Annotated in this window: 27 protein-coding genes; 20 read left to right on the top strand and 7 right to left on the bottom strand. The window is 65.6% G+C overall.

Features of this window, described 5'->3' with window-relative positions:
- Window positions 1–147: 147 nt before the first annotated feature.
- The 5 genes from HHL13_RS04220 to HHL13_RS04200 form a co-directional block, all read right to left on the bottom strand.
- Window positions 148–468 carry a hypothetical protein gene (locus tag HHL13_RS04220; protein WP_169554495.1) on the bottom strand — a complete coding sequence of 107 codons (321 nt, stop codon included), beginning with the start codon at window positions 466–468 and terminating at the stop codon, window positions 148–150.
- 38 nt (window positions 469–506) lie between these two features.
- Window positions 507–782, bottom strand: a complete 276-nt coding sequence (locus HHL13_RS04215) for a hypothetical protein (protein WP_169554494.1) — start codon at window positions 780–782, stop codon at window positions 507–509.
- Window positions 779–1,039, bottom strand: a complete 261-nt coding sequence (gene infA / locus HHL13_RS04210) for a translation initiation factor IF-1 (RefSeq protein WP_169554493.1) — start codon at window positions 1,037–1,039, stop codon at window positions 779–781. Before infA ends, HHL13_RS04215 begins: the two co-directional genes overlap by 4 nt.
- A 128-nt stretch (window positions 1,040–1,167) precedes the next feature.
- A complete protein-coding gene (locus HHL13_RS04205; RefSeq protein WP_169554492.1) occupies window positions 1,168–1,611 on the bottom strand; it encodes a hypothetical protein in 444 nt (147 codons plus the stop codon).
- 46 nt (window positions 1,612–1,657) lie between these two features.
- Window positions 1,658–3,271: a phosphoenolpyruvate carboxykinase gene (locus HHL13_RS04200; protein ID WP_169554491.1), complete on the bottom strand. Its 1,614-nt coding sequence runs from the start codon at window positions 3,269–3,271 to the stop codon at window positions 1,658–1,660.
- A gap of 426 nt (window positions 3,272–3,697) precedes the next feature.
- On the opposite strand from HHL13_RS04200, the gene HHL13_RS04195 reads away from it, so the two are divergent.
- The 9 genes from HHL13_RS04195 (at window position 3,698) to HHL13_RS04155 (ending at window position 10,165) form a co-directional block, all read left to right on the top strand.
- Window positions 3,698–4,405 (top strand): response regulator transcription factor, encoded by a 708-nt coding sequence (locus HHL13_RS04195; protein WP_169554490.1) that lies wholly within the window; start codon window positions 3,698–3,700, stop codon window positions 4,403–4,405.
- On the top strand, window positions 4,374–5,948 hold the full coding sequence (locus HHL13_RS04190) for a stimulus-sensing domain-containing protein (RefSeq protein ID WP_169554489.1): 1,575 nt from the start codon (window positions 4,374–4,376) through the stop codon (window positions 5,946–5,948). The genes HHL13_RS04195 and HHL13_RS04190 overlap by 32 nt, the downstream gene beginning before the upstream one ends.
- Entirely contained in the window at window positions 5,949–6,407 is a 459-nt protein-coding gene (locus HHL13_RS04185) for an HPr kinase/phosphatase C-terminal domain-containing protein (RefSeq protein WP_169554488.1), read from the top strand.
- Window positions 6,404–7,336: an RNase adapter RapZ gene (rapZ, locus tag HHL13_RS04180; protein ID WP_169554487.1), complete on the top strand. Its 933-nt coding sequence runs from the start codon at window positions 6,404–6,406 to the stop codon at window positions 7,334–7,336. The genes HHL13_RS04185 and rapZ overlap by 4 nt, the downstream gene beginning before the upstream one ends.
- A gap of 5 nt (window positions 7,337–7,341) precedes the next feature.
- On the top strand, window positions 7,342–7,749 hold the full coding sequence (locus tag HHL13_RS04175) for a PTS sugar transporter subunit IIA (protein WP_169554486.1): 408 nt from the start codon (window positions 7,342–7,344) through the stop codon (window positions 7,747–7,749).
- On the top strand, window positions 7,746–8,018 hold the full coding sequence (locus HHL13_RS04170; RefSeq protein WP_169554485.1) for an HPr family phosphocarrier protein: 273 nt from the start codon (window positions 7,746–7,748) through the stop codon (window positions 8,016–8,018). Before HHL13_RS04175 ends, HHL13_RS04170 begins: the two co-directional genes overlap by 4 nt.
- A 44-nt stretch (window positions 8,019–8,062) precedes the next feature.
- Window positions 8,063–8,866: an RNA methyltransferase gene (locus HHL13_RS04165; protein WP_169554484.1), complete on the top strand. Its 804-nt coding sequence runs from the start codon at window positions 8,063–8,065 to the stop codon at window positions 8,864–8,866.
- Between the two features lie 23 nt (window positions 8,867–8,889).
- On the top strand, window positions 8,890–9,360 hold the full coding sequence (locus tag HHL13_RS04160; RefSeq protein WP_169554483.1) for a hypothetical protein: 471 nt from the start codon (window positions 8,890–8,892) through the stop codon (window positions 9,358–9,360).
- Between the two features lie 97 nt (window positions 9,361–9,457).
- Window positions 9,458–10,165, top strand: coding sequence for an META domain-containing protein (locus HHL13_RS04155; RefSeq protein WP_169554482.1), 708 nt, complete (start codon window positions 9,458–9,460; stop codon window positions 10,163–10,165).
- Between the two features lie 3 nt (window positions 10,166–10,168).
- Here HHL13_RS04155 and HHL13_RS04150 read toward each other — a convergent pair whose 3' ends face one another.
- Both HHL13_RS04150 and HHL13_RS04145 read right to left on the bottom strand, forming a co-directional pair.
- Window positions 10,169–10,921: an AAA family ATPase gene (locus tag HHL13_RS04150; RefSeq protein ID WP_346775472.1), complete on the bottom strand. Its 753-nt coding sequence runs from the start codon at window positions 10,919–10,921 to the stop codon at window positions 10,169–10,171.
- 2 nt (window positions 10,922–10,923) lie between these two features.
- Window positions 10,924–12,174 (bottom strand): DNA recombination protein RmuC, encoded by a 1,251-nt coding sequence (locus tag HHL13_RS04145; RefSeq protein WP_346775471.1) that lies wholly within the window; start codon window positions 12,172–12,174, stop codon window positions 10,924–10,926.
- Window positions 12,175–12,411: 237 nt separating this feature from the next.
- On the opposite strand from HHL13_RS04145, the gene HHL13_RS04140 reads away from it, so the two are divergent.
- The 11 genes from HHL13_RS04140 to HHL13_RS04090 all read left to right on the top strand — a co-directional run bounded on the left by HHL13_RS04140 (window position 12,412) and on the right by HHL13_RS04090 (window position 20,871).
- Window positions 12,412–14,076 carry a formate--tetrahydrofolate ligase gene (locus HHL13_RS04140; protein WP_169554480.1) on the top strand — a complete coding sequence of 555 codons (1,665 nt, stop codon included), beginning with the start codon at window positions 12,412–12,414 and terminating at the stop codon, window positions 14,074–14,076.
- A gap of 35 nt (window positions 14,077–14,111) precedes the next feature.
- A complete protein-coding gene (locus HHL13_RS04135) occupies window positions 14,112–14,546 on the top strand; it encodes a hypothetical protein (protein WP_169554479.1) in 435 nt (144 codons plus the stop codon).
- A gap of 24 nt (window positions 14,547–14,570) precedes the next feature.
- Window positions 14,571–15,395: a sterol desaturase family protein gene (locus tag HHL13_RS04130; protein WP_169554478.1), complete on the top strand. Its 825-nt coding sequence runs from the start codon at window positions 14,571–14,573 to the stop codon at window positions 15,393–15,395.
- 90 nt (window positions 15,396–15,485) lie between these two features.
- Complete coding sequence (cobA, locus tag HHL13_RS04125) at window positions 15,486–16,271, top strand: uroporphyrinogen-III C-methyltransferase (RefSeq protein ID WP_169554477.1); 786 nt, start codon at window positions 15,486–15,488, stop codon at window positions 16,269–16,271.
- Complete coding sequence (locus HHL13_RS04120; protein WP_169554476.1) at window positions 16,268–16,564, top strand: DUF2849 domain-containing protein; 297 nt, start codon at window positions 16,268–16,270, stop codon at window positions 16,562–16,564. The genes cobA and HHL13_RS04120 overlap by 4 nt, the downstream gene beginning before the upstream one ends.
- 1 nt (window position 16,565) lies before the next feature.
- Window positions 16,566–18,197: a nitrite/sulfite reductase gene (locus HHL13_RS04115; protein ID WP_169554475.1), complete on the top strand. Its 1,632-nt coding sequence runs from the start codon at window positions 16,566–16,568 to the stop codon at window positions 18,195–18,197.
- Window positions 18,190–18,615: a DUF934 domain-containing protein gene (locus HHL13_RS04110; protein WP_169554474.1), complete on the top strand. Its 426-nt coding sequence runs from the start codon at window positions 18,190–18,192 to the stop codon at window positions 18,613–18,615. Before HHL13_RS04115 ends, HHL13_RS04110 begins: the two co-directional genes overlap by 8 nt.
- On the top strand, window positions 18,608–19,384 hold the full coding sequence (locus HHL13_RS04105; protein ID WP_169554473.1) for a phosphoadenylyl-sulfate reductase: 777 nt from the start codon (window positions 18,608–18,610) through the stop codon (window positions 19,382–19,384). Before HHL13_RS04110 ends, HHL13_RS04105 begins: the two co-directional genes overlap by 8 nt.
- Before the next feature lie 42 nt (window positions 19,385–19,426).
- Window positions 19,427–19,984: a hypothetical protein gene (locus tag HHL13_RS04100; protein ID WP_169554472.1), complete on the top strand. Its 558-nt coding sequence runs from the start codon at window positions 19,427–19,429 to the stop codon at window positions 19,982–19,984.
- Window positions 19,985–20,100: 116 nt separating this feature from the next.
- Window positions 20,101–20,319 (top strand): hypothetical protein, encoded by a 219-nt coding sequence (locus HHL13_RS04095; RefSeq protein WP_169553741.1) that lies wholly within the window; start codon window positions 20,101–20,103, stop codon window positions 20,317–20,319.
- 201 nt (window positions 20,320–20,520) lie between these two features.
- Window positions 20,521–20,871: a hypothetical protein gene (locus tag HHL13_RS04090; RefSeq protein ID WP_169554471.1), complete on the top strand. Its 351-nt coding sequence runs from the start codon at window positions 20,521–20,523 to the stop codon at window positions 20,869–20,871.
- Window positions 20,872–20,890 lie beyond the last annotated feature (19 nt).

Genomic DNA, 20,890 nt, shown 5'->3' with positions numbered 1-20,890 from the left:
CCTGGCTCCGCGCGCCCGGTAGCGGGGGCACACTCTTTTACATCGCGAATCCTCAGGACCAGCAATGGCCGCGACACCCTCGCCGCAGCTACCGCAGAACATGCGGCGCAAGCCTGCGACCCATCGCAGGCTCGCGCCGCCATCAAATCACTTTTTGCCGAACAGACCCGAAGCCATTCCGACAATATCGTTGATCGGATTGCCGTCGCCGTCCTTGTCGAGCATCCCGGCATATTTCGCCAGCGCGCCTTCGCCGCCGATATGGCCGATCAGTTCCTGGATCTTGTCGAGCGGCAGGCCGGTCGCGGCGGCCGCGCCTTCGGCGGTGTCGCCCTGCATCGGATGGTATTTGGCCAGCGCCTGCACCGCGGATTCGACATGCTCGGGCGAAAGGCCGACCTTGGCCGCGAGATTGGTCACATCGGTGTTTCCGCCCAGCTGGCCGAGCAGTCCGTCAAGAATTCCCATCGTCACGACTCCATTGAAGCGAGGCCGTAACGATAGGCTCAGCCAGCCTTGCCGTCGAGGTCCTGCTTGACCGCAAGCAGGCCTTCCTCGCTGGCGACGGCGAGATCGATCGGACGGCCGCCCAGCGCGTCGTCATGCGTATTGAGATAGGCGATCACCGCGGCATTGTCGCGAAACCGCTCCCACGCCAGCGTCGCCGCCTTGCCCTGCCGCGCAGCCGCATCGGGCGCCAGCCGGACGCCATCGAAACGGCGGCGGAATTGCCTGGTCTTCGGCTTGTCGGTTTCGCTGCCGCCAGCGACCTCATCGGTCACCTGCGAGCGCCCTTGCGCTGCTGGAAGCCCATGCTGGCGACGCGTTCGCGATAGACCAGCCGGCCCTTCTCCAGATCATAGGGCGACATCTCCACCATGACGCGGTCGCCGACCAGCGTGCGGATGCGGAATTTGCGCATCTTTCCAGCGGTATAGACGATCACGCGGTGATCATTTTCGAGGCAGACGCGGAAGCGGCCATCGGGCAGCACTTCCTCGACCATGCCGTCGAGGGTCATCAATTCTTCTTTGGCCACGGATCATGCTCCCGGGATTGTAAGCGGGAGCGCGCTGGGTCTCTCAGTCGCGGGCGCCTACGAAGGATTTGCCGCGCGATGGGTGCGATATAGGGATTGAGGCCCAAAAAGCCAACCAATGCCGTGAATTAGGGAAACGGCTTCAGATCCGGCGCAACAAATCCCCGCCGCGCCGCCACCGAGAACAGCAATTCCCGGCTGTAGAAACGCAGCGGCCAGTCGCGATGCCCCATCGGCGAAAGCAGCAGCGCGTTGACCCGTTCGGTCAGGCCGGTCGCCGGCGTATCGCGCAGGAACAGCCGCACGCCCGCGACGAACGCATGGGTGATCGTGTCGTGATAGCCGCCATTATCGTCATTCACGCCGCCCACGCTTTCGTTGAAGCGCGAGATGATGCCGGCGATTTCGGCATCGACATCCACATCCGACCGCTCGGTCAGCAGATAGAGGCAAGCGGCGAGATGCGCTTCATGGGTCCAGTCCTCGCGGACGAGGCTGCACGCGATCAGCCCTTCGCCGAGGCGGATCACCTCGGCGTCGGACGAAAACAGGCGGGGTTCGTGGTCGGTCATCGATCGGGCTTTCTTGTGGGAAGGCCCGATCGAGGATCAGGCCGGGTCAGGCGTTTTCGGTCGCTCCAGGCGCCGCTTGTCGCACCCCTTCGTCGACATGGTCGGCGAATTGGGCGAAGTTGGCGACGAACTCGTCGACTAGCTTGCCCGCGGTCGCATCATATTCGGCCTTGTTCGACCAGGCCGCGCGCGGATCGAGCATATTGGGATCGATCTCGCCCACCGCGACCGGCACCATGAAGCCGAAATTCGGATCCTTGCGGAACTCGGCCGAATTCAGGCTGCCGTCGAGCGCGGCGTTGAGCAGCGCGCGGGTCACCTTGATCGGCATCCGCTTGATGCCCGGCTTCGTCGCCTTGCCGCCCGACCAGCCGGTGTTGACCAGCCAGCACTTCACCCCGCCCTTCGCGATCCGCTCCTTGAGCAGATTGCCATAGACCGACGGGTGGCGCGGCATGAACGGCGCGCCGAAGCAGGTCGAGAAAGTCGCCGAAGGCTCGGTCACGCCGATCTCGGTGCCCGCGACGCGCGCGGTATAGCCCGAGAGGAAGTGGTACATCGCCTGTTCCGGCGTCAGCTTCGCGATCGGCGGGAGCACGCCATAGGCGTCCGCGGTCAGGAAGATGATGTTCTGCGGCACCGGGCCGAGATTGTTTTCCGACGTGTTGGGGATGAAGTCGATCGGATACGAACCGCGGCTGTTCTCGGCCAGCGTGTTGTCGTTGAAGTCGAGCTCGCGGGTCTCGGGGTCCATCACGACATTCTCGAGCACCGTGCCGAAGCGCTTGGTCGTCGCGAAGATCTCCGGCTCGGCCTCGGCCGACAGGTTGATCATCTTGGCGTAGCAGCCGCCCTCGAAATTGAAGACTGCGGTGTCCGACCAGCCATGCTCGTCGTCGCCGATCAGCGTGCGCGACGCGTCGGCCGACAGCGTGGTCTTGCCGGTGCCCGACAGGCCGAAGAACACCGCGGTGTCGCCGTTCGGGCCGATATTGGCCGAGCAGTGCATCGGCATGATGCCCTGTTCCGGCAGCAGATAGTTGAGCAGGCCGAAGACCGACTTCTTCATCTCGCCGGCATAGGCGGTGCCGCCGATCAGGATCAGCTTCTCGGTGAAGTTGACCGCGATCACGGTCTCGCTGCGGCAGCCGTGACGCTCGGGCGTGGCGCGGAAGCTCGGCAGGTCGATGATGGTGTATTCGGGCACGAAGTCCGCCAGCTCGCCGGTCGTCGGGCGCACCAGCAGCGTGCGGATGAACTGGTTGTGCCATGCCAGCTCGTTGATCACGCGAACCTTCACGCGATGTTCGGGCTGCGAGCCGCCGTACAGGTCCTGTACGAACAGCGTGTCGCGCTGGGCCACTTCGGAGAGGAAATCGGCCTTCAGCGCCGCGAAATGCTCCGGCGTCATGCCGCGATTGGTGTCGCCCCACCACACCGTATTCTCGGTCTCGGCGTCACGGACGATGAACTTGTCCTTCGCGCTGCGTCCGGTGTGCTTGCCCGTAGCGACGACCAGCGGGCCATCCTTGGCGAGCTTGCCCTCGCCCCGGCGCAGCGCGTGCTCGACGAGCTCGGCGGCAATGAGGTTCCAGTGAAGGGTGGCCCCGGTCCCGATGCCCTGTGCATCGAGGCCGTGACGCGGCATACGCTCGGTCAAAATAACTCTCCCAGTAGCGCCTTTTCAGACGCATCCACTCCGCATACTCGCCGGTAACCCCCGCCCCGAAGGGGGGTCAATCCCAGGTAAACGCTGTCAGAGTCGAGGTAATCGGTGTCATCGCGTAATTGGGCTATCGAATTTTCGCGAGGCACGAATCCGCGGGAGCGATTTGACCGGCTTTACCCGAATCACGGCCCCGCTTCCGGCCGCCGCAACTGGAATGCAACGCGCGCCTTGCATCAAGCAAAACAGGCAGCGGTCAATTATAGTATTTATTTCTGAATGGCTTTGCGGGCAGCTGCGCCCCGCCCCAATCCCGCCCCGATCCTCGTCCAACCCGTGCGAATTGCGGGGCGCATTGAGGGGCGAGGGAGTTTCGTATAATCGCATGACGATGGTTCTGACACAGGTTCGCACCGCCCGATGACGGCTACGATCGCGCTGGTCGACGACGACCGCAACATCCTCACTTCGGTCTCGATCGCACTTCAGACCGAGGGTTTCCTGACGCGAGTCTATTCGGACGGCGAAAGCGCGCTGAAGGCGCTGGTCGAGAATCCGCCCGATCTGGCGGTGCTCGACATCAAGATGCCCAAGATGGACGGGCTCGAACTGCTGCGCCGGCTGCGCGAAAAGAGCGCGATTCCGGTGATTTTCCTGACCAGCAAGGACGACGAGCTCGACGAGGCGCTGGGCCTCGCAATGGGCGCGGACGATTATATCGCGAAGCCGTTCAGCCAGCGCCTGCTGATCGCTCGCATCCGCGCGATCCTGCGCCGCACCGAAGTGGCCATGCCGGCTGCCGAGGGCGAAGCCGCCGAACCGGCCCAGCCGCTGGTGCGCGGACGGCTGGCGATGGATCCGGCGCGTCACCGCGTGACGTGGAACGGCACCAACGTGACGCTGACCGTCACCGAATTCCTGATCCTCGAGACGCTGGCGCAACGGCCCGGCATCGTGAAGACGCGCAACCAGTTGATGGATGCCGCCTATCAGGACGACATCTACGTCGACGATCGCACCATCGACAGCCACATCAAGCGGGTCCGCCGCAAGTTCCGCCAGGTCGACGGTGAGTTCGACGCAATCGAAACCCTGTATGGCGCCGGATACCGATTCTCGGACGAATGAAGAGCGCGTCCTCGCGCTCAAATGGTCCAACCGGATCTCGCTGACTCCACGGATTCTGGCGGTCAACATCTTCGCGCTCGCCCTGCTGGGCGGCGGCTTCTCGTACCTAGATTCGTATCGCGAACGGATCGTGGAGAGCCGCATCGCCCAGTCGAGCCGCGAAGTCCGCCTGATCGCCCAGTCGCTCGCATCGGCGACCAAGGAGCGGCGCGACCTGCTCGTGCTCAGCCTGGCGCGCGACATGGGCGTGCGCATCCGGCTGTATGACGAAGCGGGCAAGCTGATCTCCGACAGCAAGGAACTGGGCCTGCGCAACTTCGTGCTGCGCGATCCGGACAAGGATCCGTGGAACCAGACGGTCGCCCGCTTCCTCGACGGCGTGATCGACACGGTCGCCGGCGCGGACCGGGTGATGCAGTATCGCGAGCGCGACCCCGCGCACGGCTTCAACTGGCCCGACGTGCGCACCGCCAACGAAACGCATGGCGCGCCCGCCACGGTGTGGCGCGCGCCGGATCGCACCCCGGTGATTACCGCCGCCGCGCCCATCGCCGGGCTGGGCGTGGTGATGACTACGGTCAATGCGCGCGACATCACGCAGACGGTGCGCTCCGAACGCTACCGGCTGGGCGTGGTGCTGCTGTTCGTGTCGCTCGCTTCGATCATCCTCTCGCTGTTCCTCGCGCGGACCATCGTGCGGCCGCTGCGCCACCTCGCCCGCGCCGCGATCCGGGTGCGGCTGGGCCGCGCGCGCGAAGTGGTGGTGCCGCGCCTGCCGACGCGCAGCGACGAGATCGGCCTGCTCGCCCGCGCACTTTCGGACATGAGCCAGGCGCTGCGGGCGCGGATCGACGCGACCGAAGCCTTCGCGGCCGACGTCACGCACGAACTGAAGAACCCCCTCGCCTCGCTGCGCAGCGCGGTCGAGAGCCTGACCACGGTGAAGAAGAAGGAGCATCGCGACCAGTTGCTCGAGATCGTCCGCGACGATGTTCACCGGCTCGACCGGCTGATCACCGATATTTCCGAAGCCTCGCGGCTCGATGCCCAGCTCAGCCGCGCCACGTTCGAACCGGTCGATGTCGGGCAGATGATCCAGGCGCTGATCGACCAGCGCGAGGCGCGCGGGCTGCCCAACGGCATCCGCCTGCGTTTCGACCGGCCTACCGGACGGCCGCTGATCGCGCTGGGCGAAGGCGCGCGGCTGGAGCGGGTGTTCGAAAACCTGATCGAGAACGCCATTTCCTTCTCGCCCCCGGACGGGTTGATCGCGATCTCGGCGGCCAGCGACGGCTACACGCTGACGATCCGGGTCGAGGATGACGGCCCCGGCGTGCCAGAGGCAGCGCGCGAGGCGATCTTCCGCCGCTTCCATTCGGTGCGGCCGGACAGCGAAGCATTCGGCCAGCATTCGGGTCTGGGGCTTGCCATCGCGCGCACGATTGTCGAAGCCCATCAGGGGAGCATCGCGGTGGAAAGCCGCGAGGATCGAATGGGGGGCGCGCGCTTCGTCGTGCGGCTTCCGCTGGCCGAGAGCGAGTGAATGGCTGAACTGCGCGTGCCCGAACTGTCGTCCGAAACGATCCATGCCAGCTGCGTGGCGATCGGCGGCCGCGCCGTGCTGATCGAGGGCCGCTCTGGCGAGGGCAAGTCGGATCTGGCGCTGCGCCTGATCGATCGCGGAGCGACGCTCGTCTCCGACGACCAGACCATCTGCCACCGCGCCAGCCGCGTCGGCGAACTGCTTGCCTCGCCGCCCGTGACCATCGCCGGCAAGATCGAGGTTCGCGGCATCGGGATCATCGAGATGCCGCATGTCGCCAAGGTACCGATCGACATCATCGTGGTGATCCTCGATTCGCCACCGCGCTTTCCCGAGGAACGCCGCTCGCGCCGGATCGCGGGGGTCGACGTGCCCTGCTTCCCCCTGCCCGCGCTGGAGCCCTCCGCGCCGATCAAGGTCGAGCTGGCGCTGAAACAGCTCGGGCGCACCGCGAAATGAGCAAGAAGCGGCCCAAGCAGATCCTGCTGGTCACGGGCATGTCCGGCGCGGGCAAGTCGACCGTGCTGCGGACGCTGGAGGATCTCGGCTGGGAAACGGTGGACAACCTTCCCCTCCTTCTCCTCAACCGCCTGCTCGACACCGCACCCGCCGAGGACAGCGACGACGACCGACCGCTGGCGATCGGCATCGGCGTCGCGACTCGCGGCTTCGATGCGGAGAGCATCGTCCGCCGCATCAAGAAGCTGCGCGAGGAGCATGGCCACGACATCGGCACGCTGTTCCTCGAATGCGCGGGCAGCGAGCTGGAGCGCCGCTACAACGAGACGCGCCGCCGCCACCCGCTGGCGCAGGACCGCCCGGCCAGCGAAGGCATTGCCCGCGAGCGCGAGCTGCTCGCCCCGCTGCGCCGCTGGTCGAACCGGCTGATCGACACGACCAAGCTGGCGTCGAACGAACTGGCGCAGCAGATTCGCGCGACCTTCTCGGGCGAGCGGCTGGGCGAACCGACGCTCTCGGTCATGTCCTTCGGCTATTCGCGCGGCCTGCCCAGCAACGCCGATCTGGTGTTCGACATGCGCTTCCTGCGCAATCCGCACTGGGTCGAGACGCTGCGGCCCGGAACGGGACAGGATGCCGACGTCTCCGCCTATATCGCCGGCGATCCGGCCTATGATCAGGCGATGGTGGAGATCGAGTCGCTGCTGCTTTTGTTGCTGCCGCGTTACGAGGCCGAAGGTAAGGCGTATGTTACGATAGCGTTCGGATGCACGGGTGGCCGTCATCGTTCGGTGCATGTGACCGAACGGATGGCCGCGCGGTTGCGCGACGAGGGTTTTTCGCCCACGGTGACCCATCGCGATCTGCAGACTGCGCCGCAGGATTCGCTTGAGGGGGCGCCGGCGGCTGCATCAGGGGGCGGAGTTTAGGTGAAATGATTGGTCTCGTTCTCGTGACGCATGGGCGGCTCGCCGAAGAGTTCGTCGTCGCGATGGAGCATGTTGTCGGGAAGCAGGAAAGGATCGCCACGATCTGCATCGGCCCCGAGGACGATATGGAAGAACGTCGCGCCGACATCGCGAAAGCGATCGAAGAAGTGGATGGCGGCCGCGGAGTGATCCTGCTGACCGACCTGTTCGGCGGCACCCCGTCGAACCTCGCCATCTCGCTGATGCAGGCGGGCAAGGTAGAGGTGATCGCGGGTATCAACCTGCCGATGCTGATCCGGCTGGGCGGCGCGCGCAAGACGATGAAGGTTGCCGAAGCCGTCGCCGCCGCGCGCGAAGCCGGCCGGAAATACATTACCGTCGCGTCCGAGGTTTTGGGAGAAGCCGCTGCATGAGCGAAACCAGCCGCACCGTTCTGATCTCCAACCGCCGCGGCCTCCATGCCCGCGCCAGCGCCAAGCTGGTCACGCTGGCATCGGCCCAGCCCGTGCCATTGGTCGTCGAGAAGAACGGATCGAAGGTCACCGCGACCTCGATCATGGGGCTGATGATGCTGGGCGCCGCGATGGGCGATTCGATCACGATCAGCGCTGAAGGCGCAGGCGCCGAGGATGCGGTTCAGGCGCTGGTGACCTTGGTCGAGGACCGGTTCGGGGAAGATTGAGCCCCCAGCTTTCGCTTGGGGGACGGGCAGGTTAAAGGCACGACATGCCTCGCGAAATCACCGCCTTTTCCAACCCGCTGATCAAGCGGGTCCGCAACCTGCGCGACAAGAAGCATCGCCGCGAGGAAGGGCTGTTCCTCGCCGAAGGACTGCGCATCCTCACCGAAGCGCGCGAAGCCGGGCGGCTGCCGCAATATCTCTTCTATGCCCGCGACATGGCCAATCACCCGCTGGTCCGCGAGCTGATCGCGGCGGTCGAGAACAAAACCGGCTGGGCGATTGAGACCAATGCCGACATCCTCTCAAAGCTCTCGGGCAAGGATAATCCCGGCGCGGTGGTCGGCGTGTTCGCCGAGTTCGAAGCAAGACTGGAGGATCTCGACCGCACCAGCGCGCCGATCTGGCTGGTTGCCGAGCGGCTGCGCGATCCGGGCAATCTGGGCACCATCCTCCGTACCGCCGATGCGATCGGCGCGGGCGGACTGATCCTGGTCGACGATTGCGTCGATCCCTTCTCGGTCGAAGCCGTGCGCGCCAGCATGGGGGCGCTGTTCACCGTGCCGGTCGCCCGCGCGCCCTGGGCCGAGTTCGCGACCTGGCTCCGCGCAGGGCCGGGCCAACTGGTGGGCCTGAGCCTCGATACCGATATCGACTATCAGGCCGCGCGCTATCAGGCACCGACCTTTCTGCTGACCGGCAACGAAGCGCAGGGGATGCCCGATTTCATGGCCGCCGCGTGCGACCTGACGGTGAAGATCCCGATGCTGGGCAAGGCCGACAGCCTGAACGCTGCTGTCGCGACCGCGGTGATGGCGTATGAAGTGCTCAACCAGCGGCGACGCGGGTAACCGATCATAGGGGGAGAATGCCGATGTTCCGTGTGCTGATCGCCGCCGCCGCGCTGGGCGCAGCGTTTCCCGCCGCCGCTCAGGCGGACAAGGTCGATCAGGCCGGCGACTGGTGGCTGATGCCCAGCGGCGACCTGCGGATCGATGACGAGCTGCTGCTGGTCGACGGCGCGCCGAAACGGCAGGGCAATATCGCGACGCTGCCCACCTTCCTGATGTTCCGCGAAGCCGATAGCGACGGCGTGATCGCGATCCGCGTGGATGCGCGTCTCGATTGCGCGGCGAAGACCCGTTCGGGCGTATTGACGCGCGTCTATTACGCCGACGGCCGGGTCGAGAACGCCAATGCGGGCTTCGATCCCAAGCCGGTCGATGACGGGCTGCTGATCTATCAATATGCCTGCCTCAGCAACAGCAGCGACATGGTCCATTACGGCCGCCGCCCGCGCAGCGAGGTGACGGCGGAAGTCTTCCGCGCCAATCCCAAGCGCTGAAGCGAAAACCGGGCGTTCGACCTGAACGGCAGCGAAACAAATCGGCCACCATGCGTTAAGCCACGCGGGACGATTTGAGCGTTCAAGGAGAACGACCATGAAGACGATGCTTGCCGCCGCTGTTGCCCTGACCGCCCTCGCCAGCCCCGCGCTGGCCCAGCGGGACGCACCGTACAAGGCGGTGGGCACCGAACCCTTTTGGGGCCTGACGATCGATTCGCGGACGATGAAGTTCGAGACCCCGGATCGCCGCCCGGTGATCGTCGCCACGCCCAGGGTGATCAACGGCTTTGCCGGCGAGATCTACAAGACCCGCCGGATCGACGTGAACATCGTTCACCGCGCGTGCAGCGACGGAATGAGCGACCGCACCTATCGCGACACGGTGACCGTCACCGTCGATGGCCGGCGCTATCAGGGCTGCGGCGGCGGTAGCGCACAGGCCGAGAACCCGCGCTCGGTGATCGAAGGCAACTGGCAGGTGCAGAGCATCGGCGGCGTGCCGGTGATGCGCGGCTCGAATGTGACCCTCAGCTTCAACGGCAATCGCGTGTCGGGCAACACCGGCTGCAACAGCCTGAACGGCGACTTCCGCATGGAGCGCGGCTTCCTGAACGCCGGCCCGCTGGCCACCACCCGCCGCGCCTGCCTGGGCCGCTATGCGATCACGCAGGAGCGCAACCTGCTCGACCTGCTCGGCCAGCGCCTGAGCGTGAGCCGCAACCGCGACGGCAAGCTGGTACTGAGCGGCCGCGCGGGCAAGACGCTGGTGCTGGCCCCGGCGCGGGCTCCGGGCCGCCGCTGAGGCCTATTCCGCCAGCATGTCGCCGACCAGCCCGTGCGGGTCGGCGACGAACTGGCGATAGATACGAAAATGGGCGGTATCCTCCAGCTCGACCGGCTCGATCCCGTATTTGCCCATGCCGAGCAGGCGCGCCTCGGGCAGCGCCATCAGGATCGGCGAGTGCGTCACCACGATCGCCTGCGACTGACCGCCGGCCTGCATCCGGCGGAGCAGCTTGAGGAACTCGAACTGGCGCGCGGGCGAGAGTGCGGATTCGGGTTCGTCGAACAGGAAGATGCCGGGCCGGGCACAGCGCTCTTCGAAGAAGCGGACGAAGCCCTCGCCATGCGAATGCGAGAGGAAGTCGGCGGACGGGCTGCCTGCTTCGTCCAGATAGCGGGCGACCGAGAAGAAGCTTTCCGCACGAAAGAACCAGCCGCTGCCGATCTTGGGTAGCCAGCTTGCCTTGAGCCCCGAAGCCAGACTGCCACCGCCTGCCTCGACAGCCCTCGAATTGTCGACCGCGCGATATCCCGGCCCCCCGCCGGATTCGTCGAACCCTGCCAGCACCGCGATGGCTTCGAGCAATGTCGATTTGCCGACGCCATTCTCGCCCGCGATGATCGTGACCGGCTTGTCGAAGTCGAGCTCGAATTCGCCGGTGCGAAACAGCGGAAGGCACCAGGGGTAAGCCGTCCGGTCGATATCGGGCGGAAGATCGAGCCAGACCCGCTTCAGATAGGGCGGCGGCAGCGTGGTGTGCCGGTATTTCGCCACGGCTATTCGGCCGCTTCGTCCACCGGCCCGGAGATCAACCCGGCTTCATCGCCATAGCGCGCCAGCGATTCGACCGGAGGCAGTTCGGGGATCTCCTTCGATGTCGTCTCGATATTGAGATCGCGGAACTTGCGGCCGGTGCTCAGCACGTTGCGTTCGAACGATCCGACGAACTGGTTGTAGCGATTGACCGCGCTGCTCAACCCGCCGCCAACCACGCGCATATGTTCCGCCGCGACGGCAAGACGCTCGTGCATCTCCTTGCCCAGTTCGCCGATCCGGCGCGCATCTTCCGCCAGCCGCTCCTGACGCCACACCGCCGCAACGGTGCGGGCGATGGCGATCAGATTGGTCGGCGTGGCCAGAAGCACGCGCTTCTCGAACGCGAAATCCCACAGGCCATGATCATATTCGAGCGCGGCGGAGAGGAAATGTTCGCCGGGGACGAACATGATCACATAGTCGGGCGCGTCGTCGAACTGGCTCCAATACGCCTTGTTGCCGAGCGCGTTGACATGCGCCTTCATCGACGCGGCATGGGCGGCTAGGCCGATCTGCCGTTCCGCCTCGTCCACCGCCCCGAACGCATCCTGATACGCGTTGAGCGACACCTTGGCGTCGATCACCAGTGCGCGACCGCCGGGCACGCGGACGATGGCATCGGGGCGCAGCCGTCCGCCGTCTTCGACGCCGATGCTCACTTCGGTCTGGAAATCGGTGTGTTCGGAAAGGCCGCACGTCTCGAGCACGTTCTTGAGCTGCTGCTCGCCCCAGCGCCCGCGGGACTTGGGCGCGTTTCGCAGCGAATTGACCAGCTTGGCGGCTTCGGTCGAAACGCGCTCCTGCCCGATCCGCATCTGCTCGATCTGCCCCTTGAGATCGCCGAACGCATCGCGGCGTTCCGCCTCGACCTTCGCGACGCCTTCCTCATAGCGCTGAAGCCGTTCGCTGACCGGCTGGAGCAGCGACTTCAGGTTCTGGCCCGCAGCTTCCTCCGATTGCCTGAAGCGATCGTCGGCACGCTTGAGAAAGCTTTCCTGCGCCTCGGTGAGCGCACGATTGGCGAGGTCGGCGAAACGCGCCTCGAGGCCCGAGGTCTCTGCCCTCAGTGTCGCAAGCTCGATGTCCTTTCGCCCAAGATCCGCCACGGCGGCCTTGTGCTCATTCAACCAGTGGTCGCGTTCTTTCCGCGCCTCCACGGCCCCGCGCCCACCAAGGAACCAGCCGAGCGCCAGGCCACCCAACAGGGCCACGACAACGAGAATGAGAGCGAGCGGGTCCAAGAAACCTCCAAAAGTCACGCTAAGTTGACACTAACTTTACACTATCGCGCTTCGCATGTGAGGCGACACAAGCGGTCGCAGGCCCTTGCACAAGAGCGCTCCACGCAGGAACATAGACCGAACATTTTCTGTGGGACAGCGATTTTTCGCGAGCGTCGCAACGCCCCACTTGCAGGCACAATCAGGGGCGCTACCGTCCGCCCGCATATGCTTTCCGATATCGAGATTTCGCGCGCCGCCGCGCTTCATCCCATTCCCGAAATCGCCGCCCGGCTCGATATTCCCGAGCCGGCCTTGCACTATTACGGGCGCACCAAGGCCAAGGTCGATCTGAGCTGGATCGAGGCGCAGCCGGAGCGCGAGGGCAAGCTGATCCTCGTCACCGCGATCAACCCGACGCCTGCGGGAGAAGGCAAGACGACCACCTCCGTCGGCCTCGCCGATGCGCTGACCCGGATCGGCAAGCGCACCGCGCTCTGCCTGCGCGAACCGTCGCTCGGGCCATGCTTCGGCACCAAGGGCGGCGCGGCCGGTGGCGGCTATGCGCAGGTGGTGCCGATGGAGGACATCAATCTCCACTTCACCGGCGATTTCCACGCGATCACCAGCGCGCACAATCTGCTGGCGGCGATGATCGACAATCATGTCCATTGGGGCAATGCGCTGGACATCGACGTGCGGCGGATCACCTGGCGCCGCGTGCTCGACATGAACGACCGCGCGCTGCGCGACGTGGCACAGTCGCTCGGCGGCCCCGCCAACGGCTATCCGCGCGAAAGCGGGTTCGACATCACCGTCGCCAGCGAAGTCATGGCGATCCTGTGCCTTGCGACGGGTCTTGAAGATCTGGAGGCAAGGCTGGGCCGGATCGTGGTGGCGCAGACGCGCGGCAAGCAGCCGGTAACCGCGCGCGACCTGAAGGCCGATGGCGCGATGGCCGTGCTGCTGAAGGATGCGATCATGCCCAATCTGGTGCAGACGCTGGAGGGCACCCCTGCCCTGCTCCACGGCGGGCCGTTCGCGAACATCGCGCATGGCTGCAACTCGGTGATCGCGACGCGGGCGGGGCTGAAGCTGGCCGATTATGTCGTGACAGAAGCCGGGTTCGGCGCCGATCTGGGCGCGGAGAAATTCTTCGACATCAAATGCCGTCAGGCGGGGCTGAAACCTGCCGCCGCGGTGGTAGTCGCCACGGTGCGTGCGCTCAAGATGAATGGCGGGGTGGCCAAGGCCGATCTGGGCGCGCCCGATGCCGAAGCGGTGCGCCGGGGTGGCGTGAACCTCGCGCGGCATCTGGAGAATGTCCGCCAGTTCGGCGTGCCGGTGGTGGTGGCGATCAACCACTTCACCAGCGACACCGAGCAGGAAGTCGCGGTGATCGCCGAAATCGCGGCAGCACAGGGGGCCAAGGCGATCCGCTGCACCCATTGGGCAGACGGCGGCGCGGGCGCGGAAGCGCTGGCGGAGGAAGTCGTGGCGCTGACCGGCGGCGGGGCGCAGTTCGCGCCGCTTTATGCCGACGACCTGCCCCTGTTCGACAAGATCAACACCGTCGCGACCCGCATCTATCGCGCCGAGGAAGCCGTGGCCGATCCGAGCGTGAAGGCGCAGCTCAAGCGCTGGGAGGAAGCCGGATTCGGCCATCTGCCGGTGTGCATGGCGAAGACGCAGTACAGCTTCTCGACCGATCCCGCCGCGCTGGGCGCACCCACGGGCCATGTCGTGCCGGTGCGCGAGGTGCGGCTTGCGGCCGGCGCGGGGTTCGTCGTGGCGATCTGCGGCGAGATCATGACGATGCCCGGTCTGCCGCGCGTGCCCGCCGCGGAGTCGATCCGGATCGGCGCGGATGGGGCGGTCGAGGGGCTGTTCTGACGGAACGCCGCGCCCGGCTCGCCCGTTTGCCCGGGATGAGAGGATTGCTTCCGCTTGCCGCGCTGGCGCTCGGCGCCTGTTCGTCCGAACCGGTCAACCAGACCGCCGACCTGCCCGAAACTGCGCCGCCGGTTTCCAAGCCCGAACCCGCGCCCTCGGTCACGCCAGCGCCGGCGCCGGAGCCTGCCCGCTATATCGGCCGCTGGGCTGCCAATGCCGGGCTGTGCAAGGACGGCGCGTGGCGGTTTGAGGAGATGGATCTGTCCACCGCTGGCGAGGTGTCGTGCGATTTCCACCGTTTGGCCAATGTCCCCGGCGGCTATGACGCCGCCGCCACCTGCTTCGCCGAAGACGAGCAGAGCGAGGATGTGGTGAAGCTCCGTTTCCCGGCGGGCGGGGGAATGCGCGTGGAATCGAAGATTTTTCAGCCGATTACGCTGATCCGCTGCGGCACCGAGAAGGAGCGTTAACCCTTTCCATGCGATGCCTTCGGCATGGATGCGCTCGCTCCCGTTATCGATCATCTCGCCAGCGCGGCGCCGTGCTGGGCGTTTGCGTTCGCCTTCATGACCGCGCTTGAGCTGCTGCTGCCGCGCAGCAGAACGTCGATCCGCGGGCGGCTGTCCGGATTGCTGTTCTGGGCGATCTTCCTGCCGGTCAATGCGCTGGGGCTCGCGCTGTTTCGCGAGATCTGGGCGCTGATCGGCATCCATCCGCTGATCACCCTGCCGTTGACGATGAGCTGGACCGGGGCGCTGGCCTGGATCGCCGCGCCGATCGCAGGTGCGGTGGTGGGCGACTTTTTCTTCTACTGGTTCCACCGCGCCCAGCATCGCTGGTTCTGGCGCTACCACGCGGTGCATCACTCGATCCGCGAGCTGAGTGCGGTCAATGCCTTCCACCATATCAGCGAGCCGATCTTCTACTCGCTCCTGTTCATCATACCGACCAGCCTGATCCTCTCCGATACCGGGCCGGTCGCGCCGCTGATGACGGTGATCCTGTTCCTCCATTCGAGCTATATCCACTCGCCCGCCGCGATCGATTTCGGACCGTTGCGCAGCGCGCTCGTCGACAATCGCTTCCACCGTATCCACCATTCACTGGAAGAGAAGCATTTCGACCATAATTTCGGAGCGTTCACGACGATCTGGGACCGGCTGTTCCGGACCGCGTGGTTTCCGGCGAAGGACGAGTGGCCGGATACCGGACTGGCGGAAGTGGATCAGCCGCGCACGGTGGGCGAATGGCTGACCCTGCCCGGGCGCTACGACGCCGGATCCGTGGTCGACCCGTTGGCGGATGAGGTCCCCGCCTGATGCCCTTGTTCGATAGGGAATAGTTTCCCTACCCCAACCCCAAACCATCCTCCGTTGCCGTTCCGGCCCTCGCGGCCCATCTCCCGCCGCATGGCAAGCCTTCTCGATCCTTCCGCGCGTGGGCGCGTGATCCTTGTCGGTGCCGGTCCGGGCGATCCGGGCCTGCTGACCGTCCGCGCCGTCGAAGCGCTGCGCGAAGCCGATGTGCTCGTCCATGACGGCCTCGTCGATTCGCGCGTGCTCGATCTCGCTCCTCAGGCGCACCGCATCTCGGTCGCCAAGCAGCGTTCCAAGCACACCCTCTCGCAGGATGCGATCAACGCGCTGATCGTCGCGCATGTGAAGACCGGCGCGATCGTCGTTCGGCTGAAGGGCGGCGATCCGTTCATCTTCGGCCGTGGCGGCGAGGAAGTCGAAGCGGTGCGCGAAGCGGGCCTGCGCGTCGAAGTCATTCCCGGCATCTCCGCGGCGCTTGGTGCCGCCGCCGAAGCGATGCTGCCGCTGACCCATCGCGACTGGTCGAGCGCGGTCAGTTTCGTCGCGGGCCAGTGCAAAGGCCTCTCCGAGCAGAACTGGTCCGGCCTCGCCGGCAAGGGCCGCACGCTGGTGATCTATATGGGCGTCGCGACCTGCCCCGACATCAGCGAGAAGCTGATGAACGACGGCGTCGCTCCCGACATGCCGGTCGCGGTGCTCGAGCGCGGCACGCTGGAAGGATCGCGCGCGATGCGTACTCTGCTCGCGGACCTTGGCCCGATGGTCGAGCGCGAGAAGGTGAAGAGCCCGGCGATCATCGTCGTTGGCGAAGTCGTGATGCTGTCCGACGCCGAAAACAAGCTTGCCCAATGGGCGAAGGCCGCGGAGGCACTTGCATGAAACTCCTCACCGGAAACGATCTGGGCAGCGGCGACGTGACCTGGTGGACCGGCAATGGCTGGTCGCGCCATGTCGAGGATGCCGTTGACGTCGCCGATCAGGGCGAAGCGATCGCGCATGCCGAGGAAGGCGCACGCCGGGTCAACGCCCCCTATGTGATCGACGCGACCATAACCCCCGAAGGCCCCCGCCCCGCGCATATCAAGGACCGCGTCCGCGCACTCGGCCCGACGGTGCGGCCCGACCTCACGCTCAAACCCGCCGACCCGAATGCCGGCAGCTGGGTGATCTGACATGTACAAGTACGACAATTACGATCAGTCGATCGTCGACGCCCGCGTCGAGGAATTCCGCGATCAGGTGACCCGCCGCCTCGCCGGCCAGATCACCGAGGACCAGTTCAAGCCGCTGCGGCTGATGAACGGCCTCTATCTCCAGCTTCACGCCTATATGCTGCGCGTCGCCATTCCCTATGGGACGCTCGACAGCCGCCAGATGCGGATGCTGGGCCATATCGCGCGCAAATATGACCGCGATTACGGCCATTTCACCACCCGCCAGAACCTCCAGTACAACTGGATCAAGCTGGAGGACGCGCCGGACATCCTCGCCGATCTCGCTTCGGTCGAGATGCACGCGATCCAGACCAGCGGGAACTGCATCCGCAACATCAGCTCCGACCAGTTCGCCGGCGCCGCGGCGGACGAAGTCGCCGATCCGCGCCCCTGGGCCGAGCTGTTGCGCCAGTGGAGCACCTTCCACCCCGAATTCAGCTACCTGCCGCGCAAGTTCAAGATCGCCGTGATCGCGTCCGAAGAGGATCGCGCGGCGATGCGCCTGCACGATATCGGCATCCAGCTGGTCGAGAAGAACGGCGTGCTCGGCGGCAAGGTCTTCGTCGGCGGCGGCATGGGCCGCACGCCGATGATCGCGCCCGAGATCAAGGATTTCGTCGGCGCCGAGGACCTGCTGAGCTATCTCGAAGCCTGCCTGCGCGTCTATAACCGCTACGGCCGCCGCGATAATATCTACAAGGCGCGCATCAAGATCCTCGTCCACGAAATCGGCGCGGACGAATATGGCCGCCAGGTCGAGGAAGAGTTCGTCAAGGTGAAGGCGCTCGGCATCGATCCGCCCCAGGCCGAATTCGATCGCATCGCCGCCTTCTTCGCCCCGCCCGCCTATGACGCCGGCGCTTCGGACGCGGTCGACCGCAGCGATCCCGACTTCGCGGTCTGGCTCGACCAGAACGTCATCGCCCACAAGGCGCCGGGCTATGCGATCGTCAATATCAGCCTGAAGCCGCAGGGCGGCATTCCGGGCGATGCGACGTCGGCGCAGATCGACCTGATGGCCGACCTTGCCGAGAAGTACAGCTTCGACGAGCTGCGCGTCACCCATGCGCAGAACATCGTCCTGCCGCATGTGAAGAAGGCCGACCTCCATACGATCTGGCAGATCCTCGCCGACAATGGCCTGGCCGAAGCCAATCTCGACCTGATCAGCGACATCATCGCCTGCCCCGGCCTCGATTATTGCAGCCTCGCCAATGCGCGCTCGATCCCCGTGGCGCAGAAGATCCACAACCGCTTCGCCGATCTCGGCCGCCAGCGCGATCTGGGCGAACTGAAGCTCAAGATCAGCGGCTGCATCAACGCTTGCGGCCACCACCATGCCGGTCACATCGGCATCCTCGGCGTCGACCGTAAGGGCGTGGAGAATTACCAGCTGCTGCTCGGCGGATCGGGCGCGGAGGACGTGTCGCTCGGCAAGATCACCGGCCCGGGCTTCGACGAGGACGGCATCGTCGATGCGGTGGAAAAGGCGACCGACGTCTATCTGGCGCAGCGTACCGACGGGGAACGTTTCCTCGACACCTATCGCCGCATCGGCATGGAGCCGTTCAAGGAGGCGATTTATGGGTGATCTGTTGCGCTATCGCGATGACGAGGCCCATGACGAGCCCGCCGTCACGCTCGACAGCTTCCTCGGCCAGTCCAACGCCACCGCCGTCCGCATCGAGGCCGGCGACGACGTAACGCCGCTGCTCGATCAGCTCGATCGCATCGCGCTGGTCGAAGTCAGCTTCCCCAAGTTTCGCGACGGGCGCGGCTATTCGACCGGACGCATCCTCCGCGAAGCCGGTTACACCGGCGAGCTTCGCGCGCAGGGCGATGTGCTGGTCGACCAGATCCCGCTGATGCGCCGCTGCGGCTTCGACAGCTTCGCCCCCGAAGCCGAGATCGACCAGGCGACGCTCACCGCGTCGCTCGAGCGGTACGAGTTCGCGTATCAGAAGGCCGCCGACGCCTATGTGCCGGTATGGAAACTCCGGCATGGCTGACGCGGACATTGGGAAGATCGGCAGGACCCCTGATCGCATCGACCTGACGCCCCGTTTCACCGAGGCCGATGCCGTGCGCCTCAATAACATGTTCCGCGGCGCCGATACGCTGGAGATGCTCCGCGCCGTGCTCGGCAATCACATGCTCGGCGAAGTCGGCATCGTGTCTTCCTTCGGCGCCGAGAGCGTGGCGCTGCTCCATCTCGTCGCCAGCGTCGATCCCAACATCCCCGTGCTGTTCATCGATACGGGCAAGCATTTCCCCGAAACGCTCGCCTATCGCGATCAGGTCGCCGAGCTGCTCGGCCTCAACCTGCGCATATTGACGCCGGACGCGGAGACGCTGGCCAGGCGCGACGAGACCGGACTGCGCTGGTCCTACGATCCCGACGGCTGCTGCGAGATCCGCAAGGTCGCTCCGCTGGAAAAGGCGCTGGTCGATTTCGACGCGACGATCACCGGACGCAAGGCGTTCCAGGCGAGCACGCGCGGCAATCTGCCCCGCTTCGAGATCGACGGAGACCGGCTGAAGGTGAACCCCTTCGCCAGCTGGACCAAGGCCGATCTGGAAGCCTATTTCGAGACCCACAACCTGCCCCGCCACCCGCTGGAGGCGCAGGGCTATCTCTCGATCGGCTGCGCGCCGTGCACCAGCGTGGTGAAGCCGGGCGAGGATCCCCGCGCGGGCCGCTGGCGCGGCTGGGAAAAGACCGAGTGCGGCATCCATACGCCGGTCGACGACAACGATCCCAACCTGCCGGTATTCTGACGCCGGGTTTGACCGGCGTCGATGATATGATATTACACGGCCATGCTGGTGCTGGCCGCGTTGATCGTCACAACATCGCCGGACGATGACGCCGCGGCCGCGCTGCGCGACGCGATCGTCATCAGGTGCGGCATTTCCGCCGAGCGGATCGCCATCGAACATTGGGAAGGCGAAAAGCAGCCGACCATCGTCCTCAAGGGCGATGCGCCGCTCGGCGACATCGAGCTCAATTGCTTCGGGATGGAAATCGCGGCGACCGGAGCCATCGGCTTCACCATCGAAAATGATGCGATCAGCCGCCGCTACAGCGCGCTCGCCGCGACGCGCGCGCTCGACGAGCTGCAACGTTCGCGCCCCTTGCCGGTGTTCGATGCGGACAGGGAAAGTGTCGCATCCTATGCCGTGCGGATCGAACGGCTATGCGGCTTGCGGCCGCGCTCGACCCTGCGCGCGGTGCGCGGCAATATCGAGTTGATCGACGCTGCGCTGAACCGGAAGGGCGACCGCACCTTCCTGCGGGTGCATTGCGCGATCACCGCTGCCTCGGCGGCCGGATTCAGCCCATTTTCGTCGAGCATCGAACCACCGGGAATCTTCTGACCTTCGCAAGATCAGACTAAGACCAGATCGGCCCAATCTCCGCATTGTCGCGATGTTAGCGATCCCATAGCCTGTTCTTGCGTCAATTCGATGGCGCAAAACTATGGGAGAGTGCAATGTTCAGCGTCTTCGCGACTTTGCTGATGTCGACCAGCCTCCAGACCGCCGGTCCGGAATATTGCTACAATCAGGTATGGGACGAGATTCCGGCCGAATGCGACGTGATCGGCGATGTGCCGATCGGCGGTTGGGATCCGTTCAACACGCCGACGCCGCCGACTTCGCCGCCCCCGCCGCCGCCTCCGCCGCCGCCCCCCTCGCCTCCCGGACCCTGACCCGTGACGGAGGAGCCGGGCCCTGCGCGGCCCGGCTCCTCCACCGGTATCGCACACACGTTACTTGCATCAGCATACACAAGGCCGTTGACGCGCGCGGATTCCATCCTAGCCTCTCACCTGCGCCGGCAATAGCGGCAGGAGTCCGGACCAACCGGGCCCGCCATTCCCGTCAGCCGGAGCGCTTGTGGAGGGTGATGTATGGACCGGAACGCAAAGGAGCAGGCAATCCGCCTGCATGAATGCCTCGACTATATCGGCCTGCGCGCGCAGGCGACTTCGGTCGGGCTGTTGCAGCTTTGCGCGGAACTGGTCGCTGTCGGCGTGCTCGACGACGACGCGGTCGACCGGATCAAGAGCGCCATCCAGCACGACATCGCCGTTTCCCGCCCGCGCAAGCATGGCCAGGCCGAATTCGAGACGGTGCTGCGCAAGCGCCTCGACGCCGTATTTCCCAGCAGCTGCGATCCGCGCATCGGCGTGCGTGTCGGAACCACCCGCGACATGGAAAATGCACTGGAAGGCGGAGCGCACCAGGCCGTCGCCAACTGAGGCCCGCCCGCGAACCGAC

The organism is Sphingomonas sp. G-3-2-10, assembly GCF_012927115.1.
GTDB lineage: Bacteria > Pseudomonadota > Alphaproteobacteria > Sphingomonadales > Sphingomonadaceae > Sphingomonas.
Note: the sequence above shows the minus strand (reverse complement) of the source record. Positions and strands in the feature narration are given on the sequence as shown.

Excerpts from the sequence above, each read along its gene's own strand:
- HHL13_RS04220 (WP_169554495.1), bottom strand. The coding sequence starts at position 468 with ATGGGAATTCTTGACGGACTGCTCGGCCAGCTGGGCGGAAACACCGAT.
- HHL13_RS04205 (WP_169554492.1), bottom strand. The coding sequence starts at position 1,611 with ATGACCGACCACGAACCCCGCCTGTTTTCGTCCGACGCCGAGGTGATC.
- HHL13_RS04195 (WP_169554490.1), top strand. The coding sequence starts at position 3,698 with ATGACGGCTACGATCGCGCTGGTCGACGACGACCGCAACATCCTCACT.
- HHL13_RS04190 (WP_169554489.1), top strand. The coding sequence starts at position 4,374 with ATGGCGCCGGATACCGATTCTCGGACGAATGAAGAGCGCGTCCTCGCG.
- HHL13_RS04185 (WP_169554488.1), top strand. The coding sequence starts at position 5,949 with ATGGCTGAACTGCGCGTGCCCGAACTGTCGTCCGAAACGATCCATGCC.
- rapZ (WP_169554487.1), top strand. The coding sequence starts at position 6,404 with ATGAGCAAGAAGCGGCCCAAGCAGATCCTGCTGGTCACGGGCATGTCC.
- HHL13_RS04175 (WP_169554486.1), top strand. The coding sequence starts at position 7,342 with ATGATTGGTCTCGTTCTCGTGACGCATGGGCGGCTCGCCGAAGAGTTC.
- HHL13_RS04170 (WP_169554485.1), top strand. The coding sequence starts at position 7,746 with ATGAGCGAAACCAGCCGCACCGTTCTGATCTCCAACCGCCGCGGCCTC.
- HHL13_RS04165 (WP_169554484.1), top strand. The coding sequence starts at position 8,063 with ATGCCTCGCGAAATCACCGCCTTTTCCAACCCGCTGATCAAGCGGGTC.
- HHL13_RS04160 (WP_169554483.1), top strand. The coding sequence starts at position 8,890 with ATGTTCCGTGTGCTGATCGCCGCCGCCGCGCTGGGCGCAGCGTTTCCC.
- HHL13_RS04155 (WP_169554482.1), top strand. The coding sequence starts at position 9,458 with ATGAAGACGATGCTTGCCGCCGCTGTTGCCCTGACCGCCCTCGCCAGC.
- HHL13_RS04140 (WP_169554480.1), top strand. The coding sequence starts at position 12,412 with ATGCTTTCCGATATCGAGATTTCGCGCGCCGCCGCGCTTCATCCCATT.
- HHL13_RS04135 (WP_169554479.1), top strand. The coding sequence starts at position 14,112 with ATGAGAGGATTGCTTCCGCTTGCCGCGCTGGCGCTCGGCGCCTGTTCG.
- HHL13_RS04130 (WP_169554478.1), top strand. The coding sequence starts at position 14,571 with ATGGATGCGCTCGCTCCCGTTATCGATCATCTCGCCAGCGCGGCGCCG.
- cobA (WP_169554477.1), top strand. The coding sequence starts at position 15,486 with ATGGCAAGCCTTCTCGATCCTTCCGCGCGTGGGCGCGTGATCCTTGTC.
- HHL13_RS04120 (WP_169554476.1), top strand. The coding sequence starts at position 16,268 with ATGAAACTCCTCACCGGAAACGATCTGGGCAGCGGCGACGTGACCTGG.
- HHL13_RS04115 (WP_169554475.1), top strand. The coding sequence starts at position 16,566 with ATGTACAAGTACGACAATTACGATCAGTCGATCGTCGACGCCCGCGTC.
- HHL13_RS04110 (WP_169554474.1), top strand. The coding sequence starts at position 18,190 with ATGGGTGATCTGTTGCGCTATCGCGATGACGAGGCCCATGACGAGCCC.
- HHL13_RS04105 (WP_169554473.1), top strand. The coding sequence starts at position 18,608 with ATGGCTGACGCGGACATTGGGAAGATCGGCAGGACCCCTGATCGCATC.
- HHL13_RS04100 (WP_169554472.1), top strand. The coding sequence starts at position 19,427 with ATGCTGGTGCTGGCCGCGTTGATCGTCACAACATCGCCGGACGATGAC.
- HHL13_RS04095 (WP_169553741.1), top strand. The coding sequence starts at position 20,101 with ATGTTCAGCGTCTTCGCGACTTTGCTGATGTCGACCAGCCTCCAGACC.
- HHL13_RS04090 (WP_169554471.1), top strand. The coding sequence starts at position 20,521 with ATGGACCGGAACGCAAAGGAGCAGGCAATCCGCCTGCATGAATGCCTC.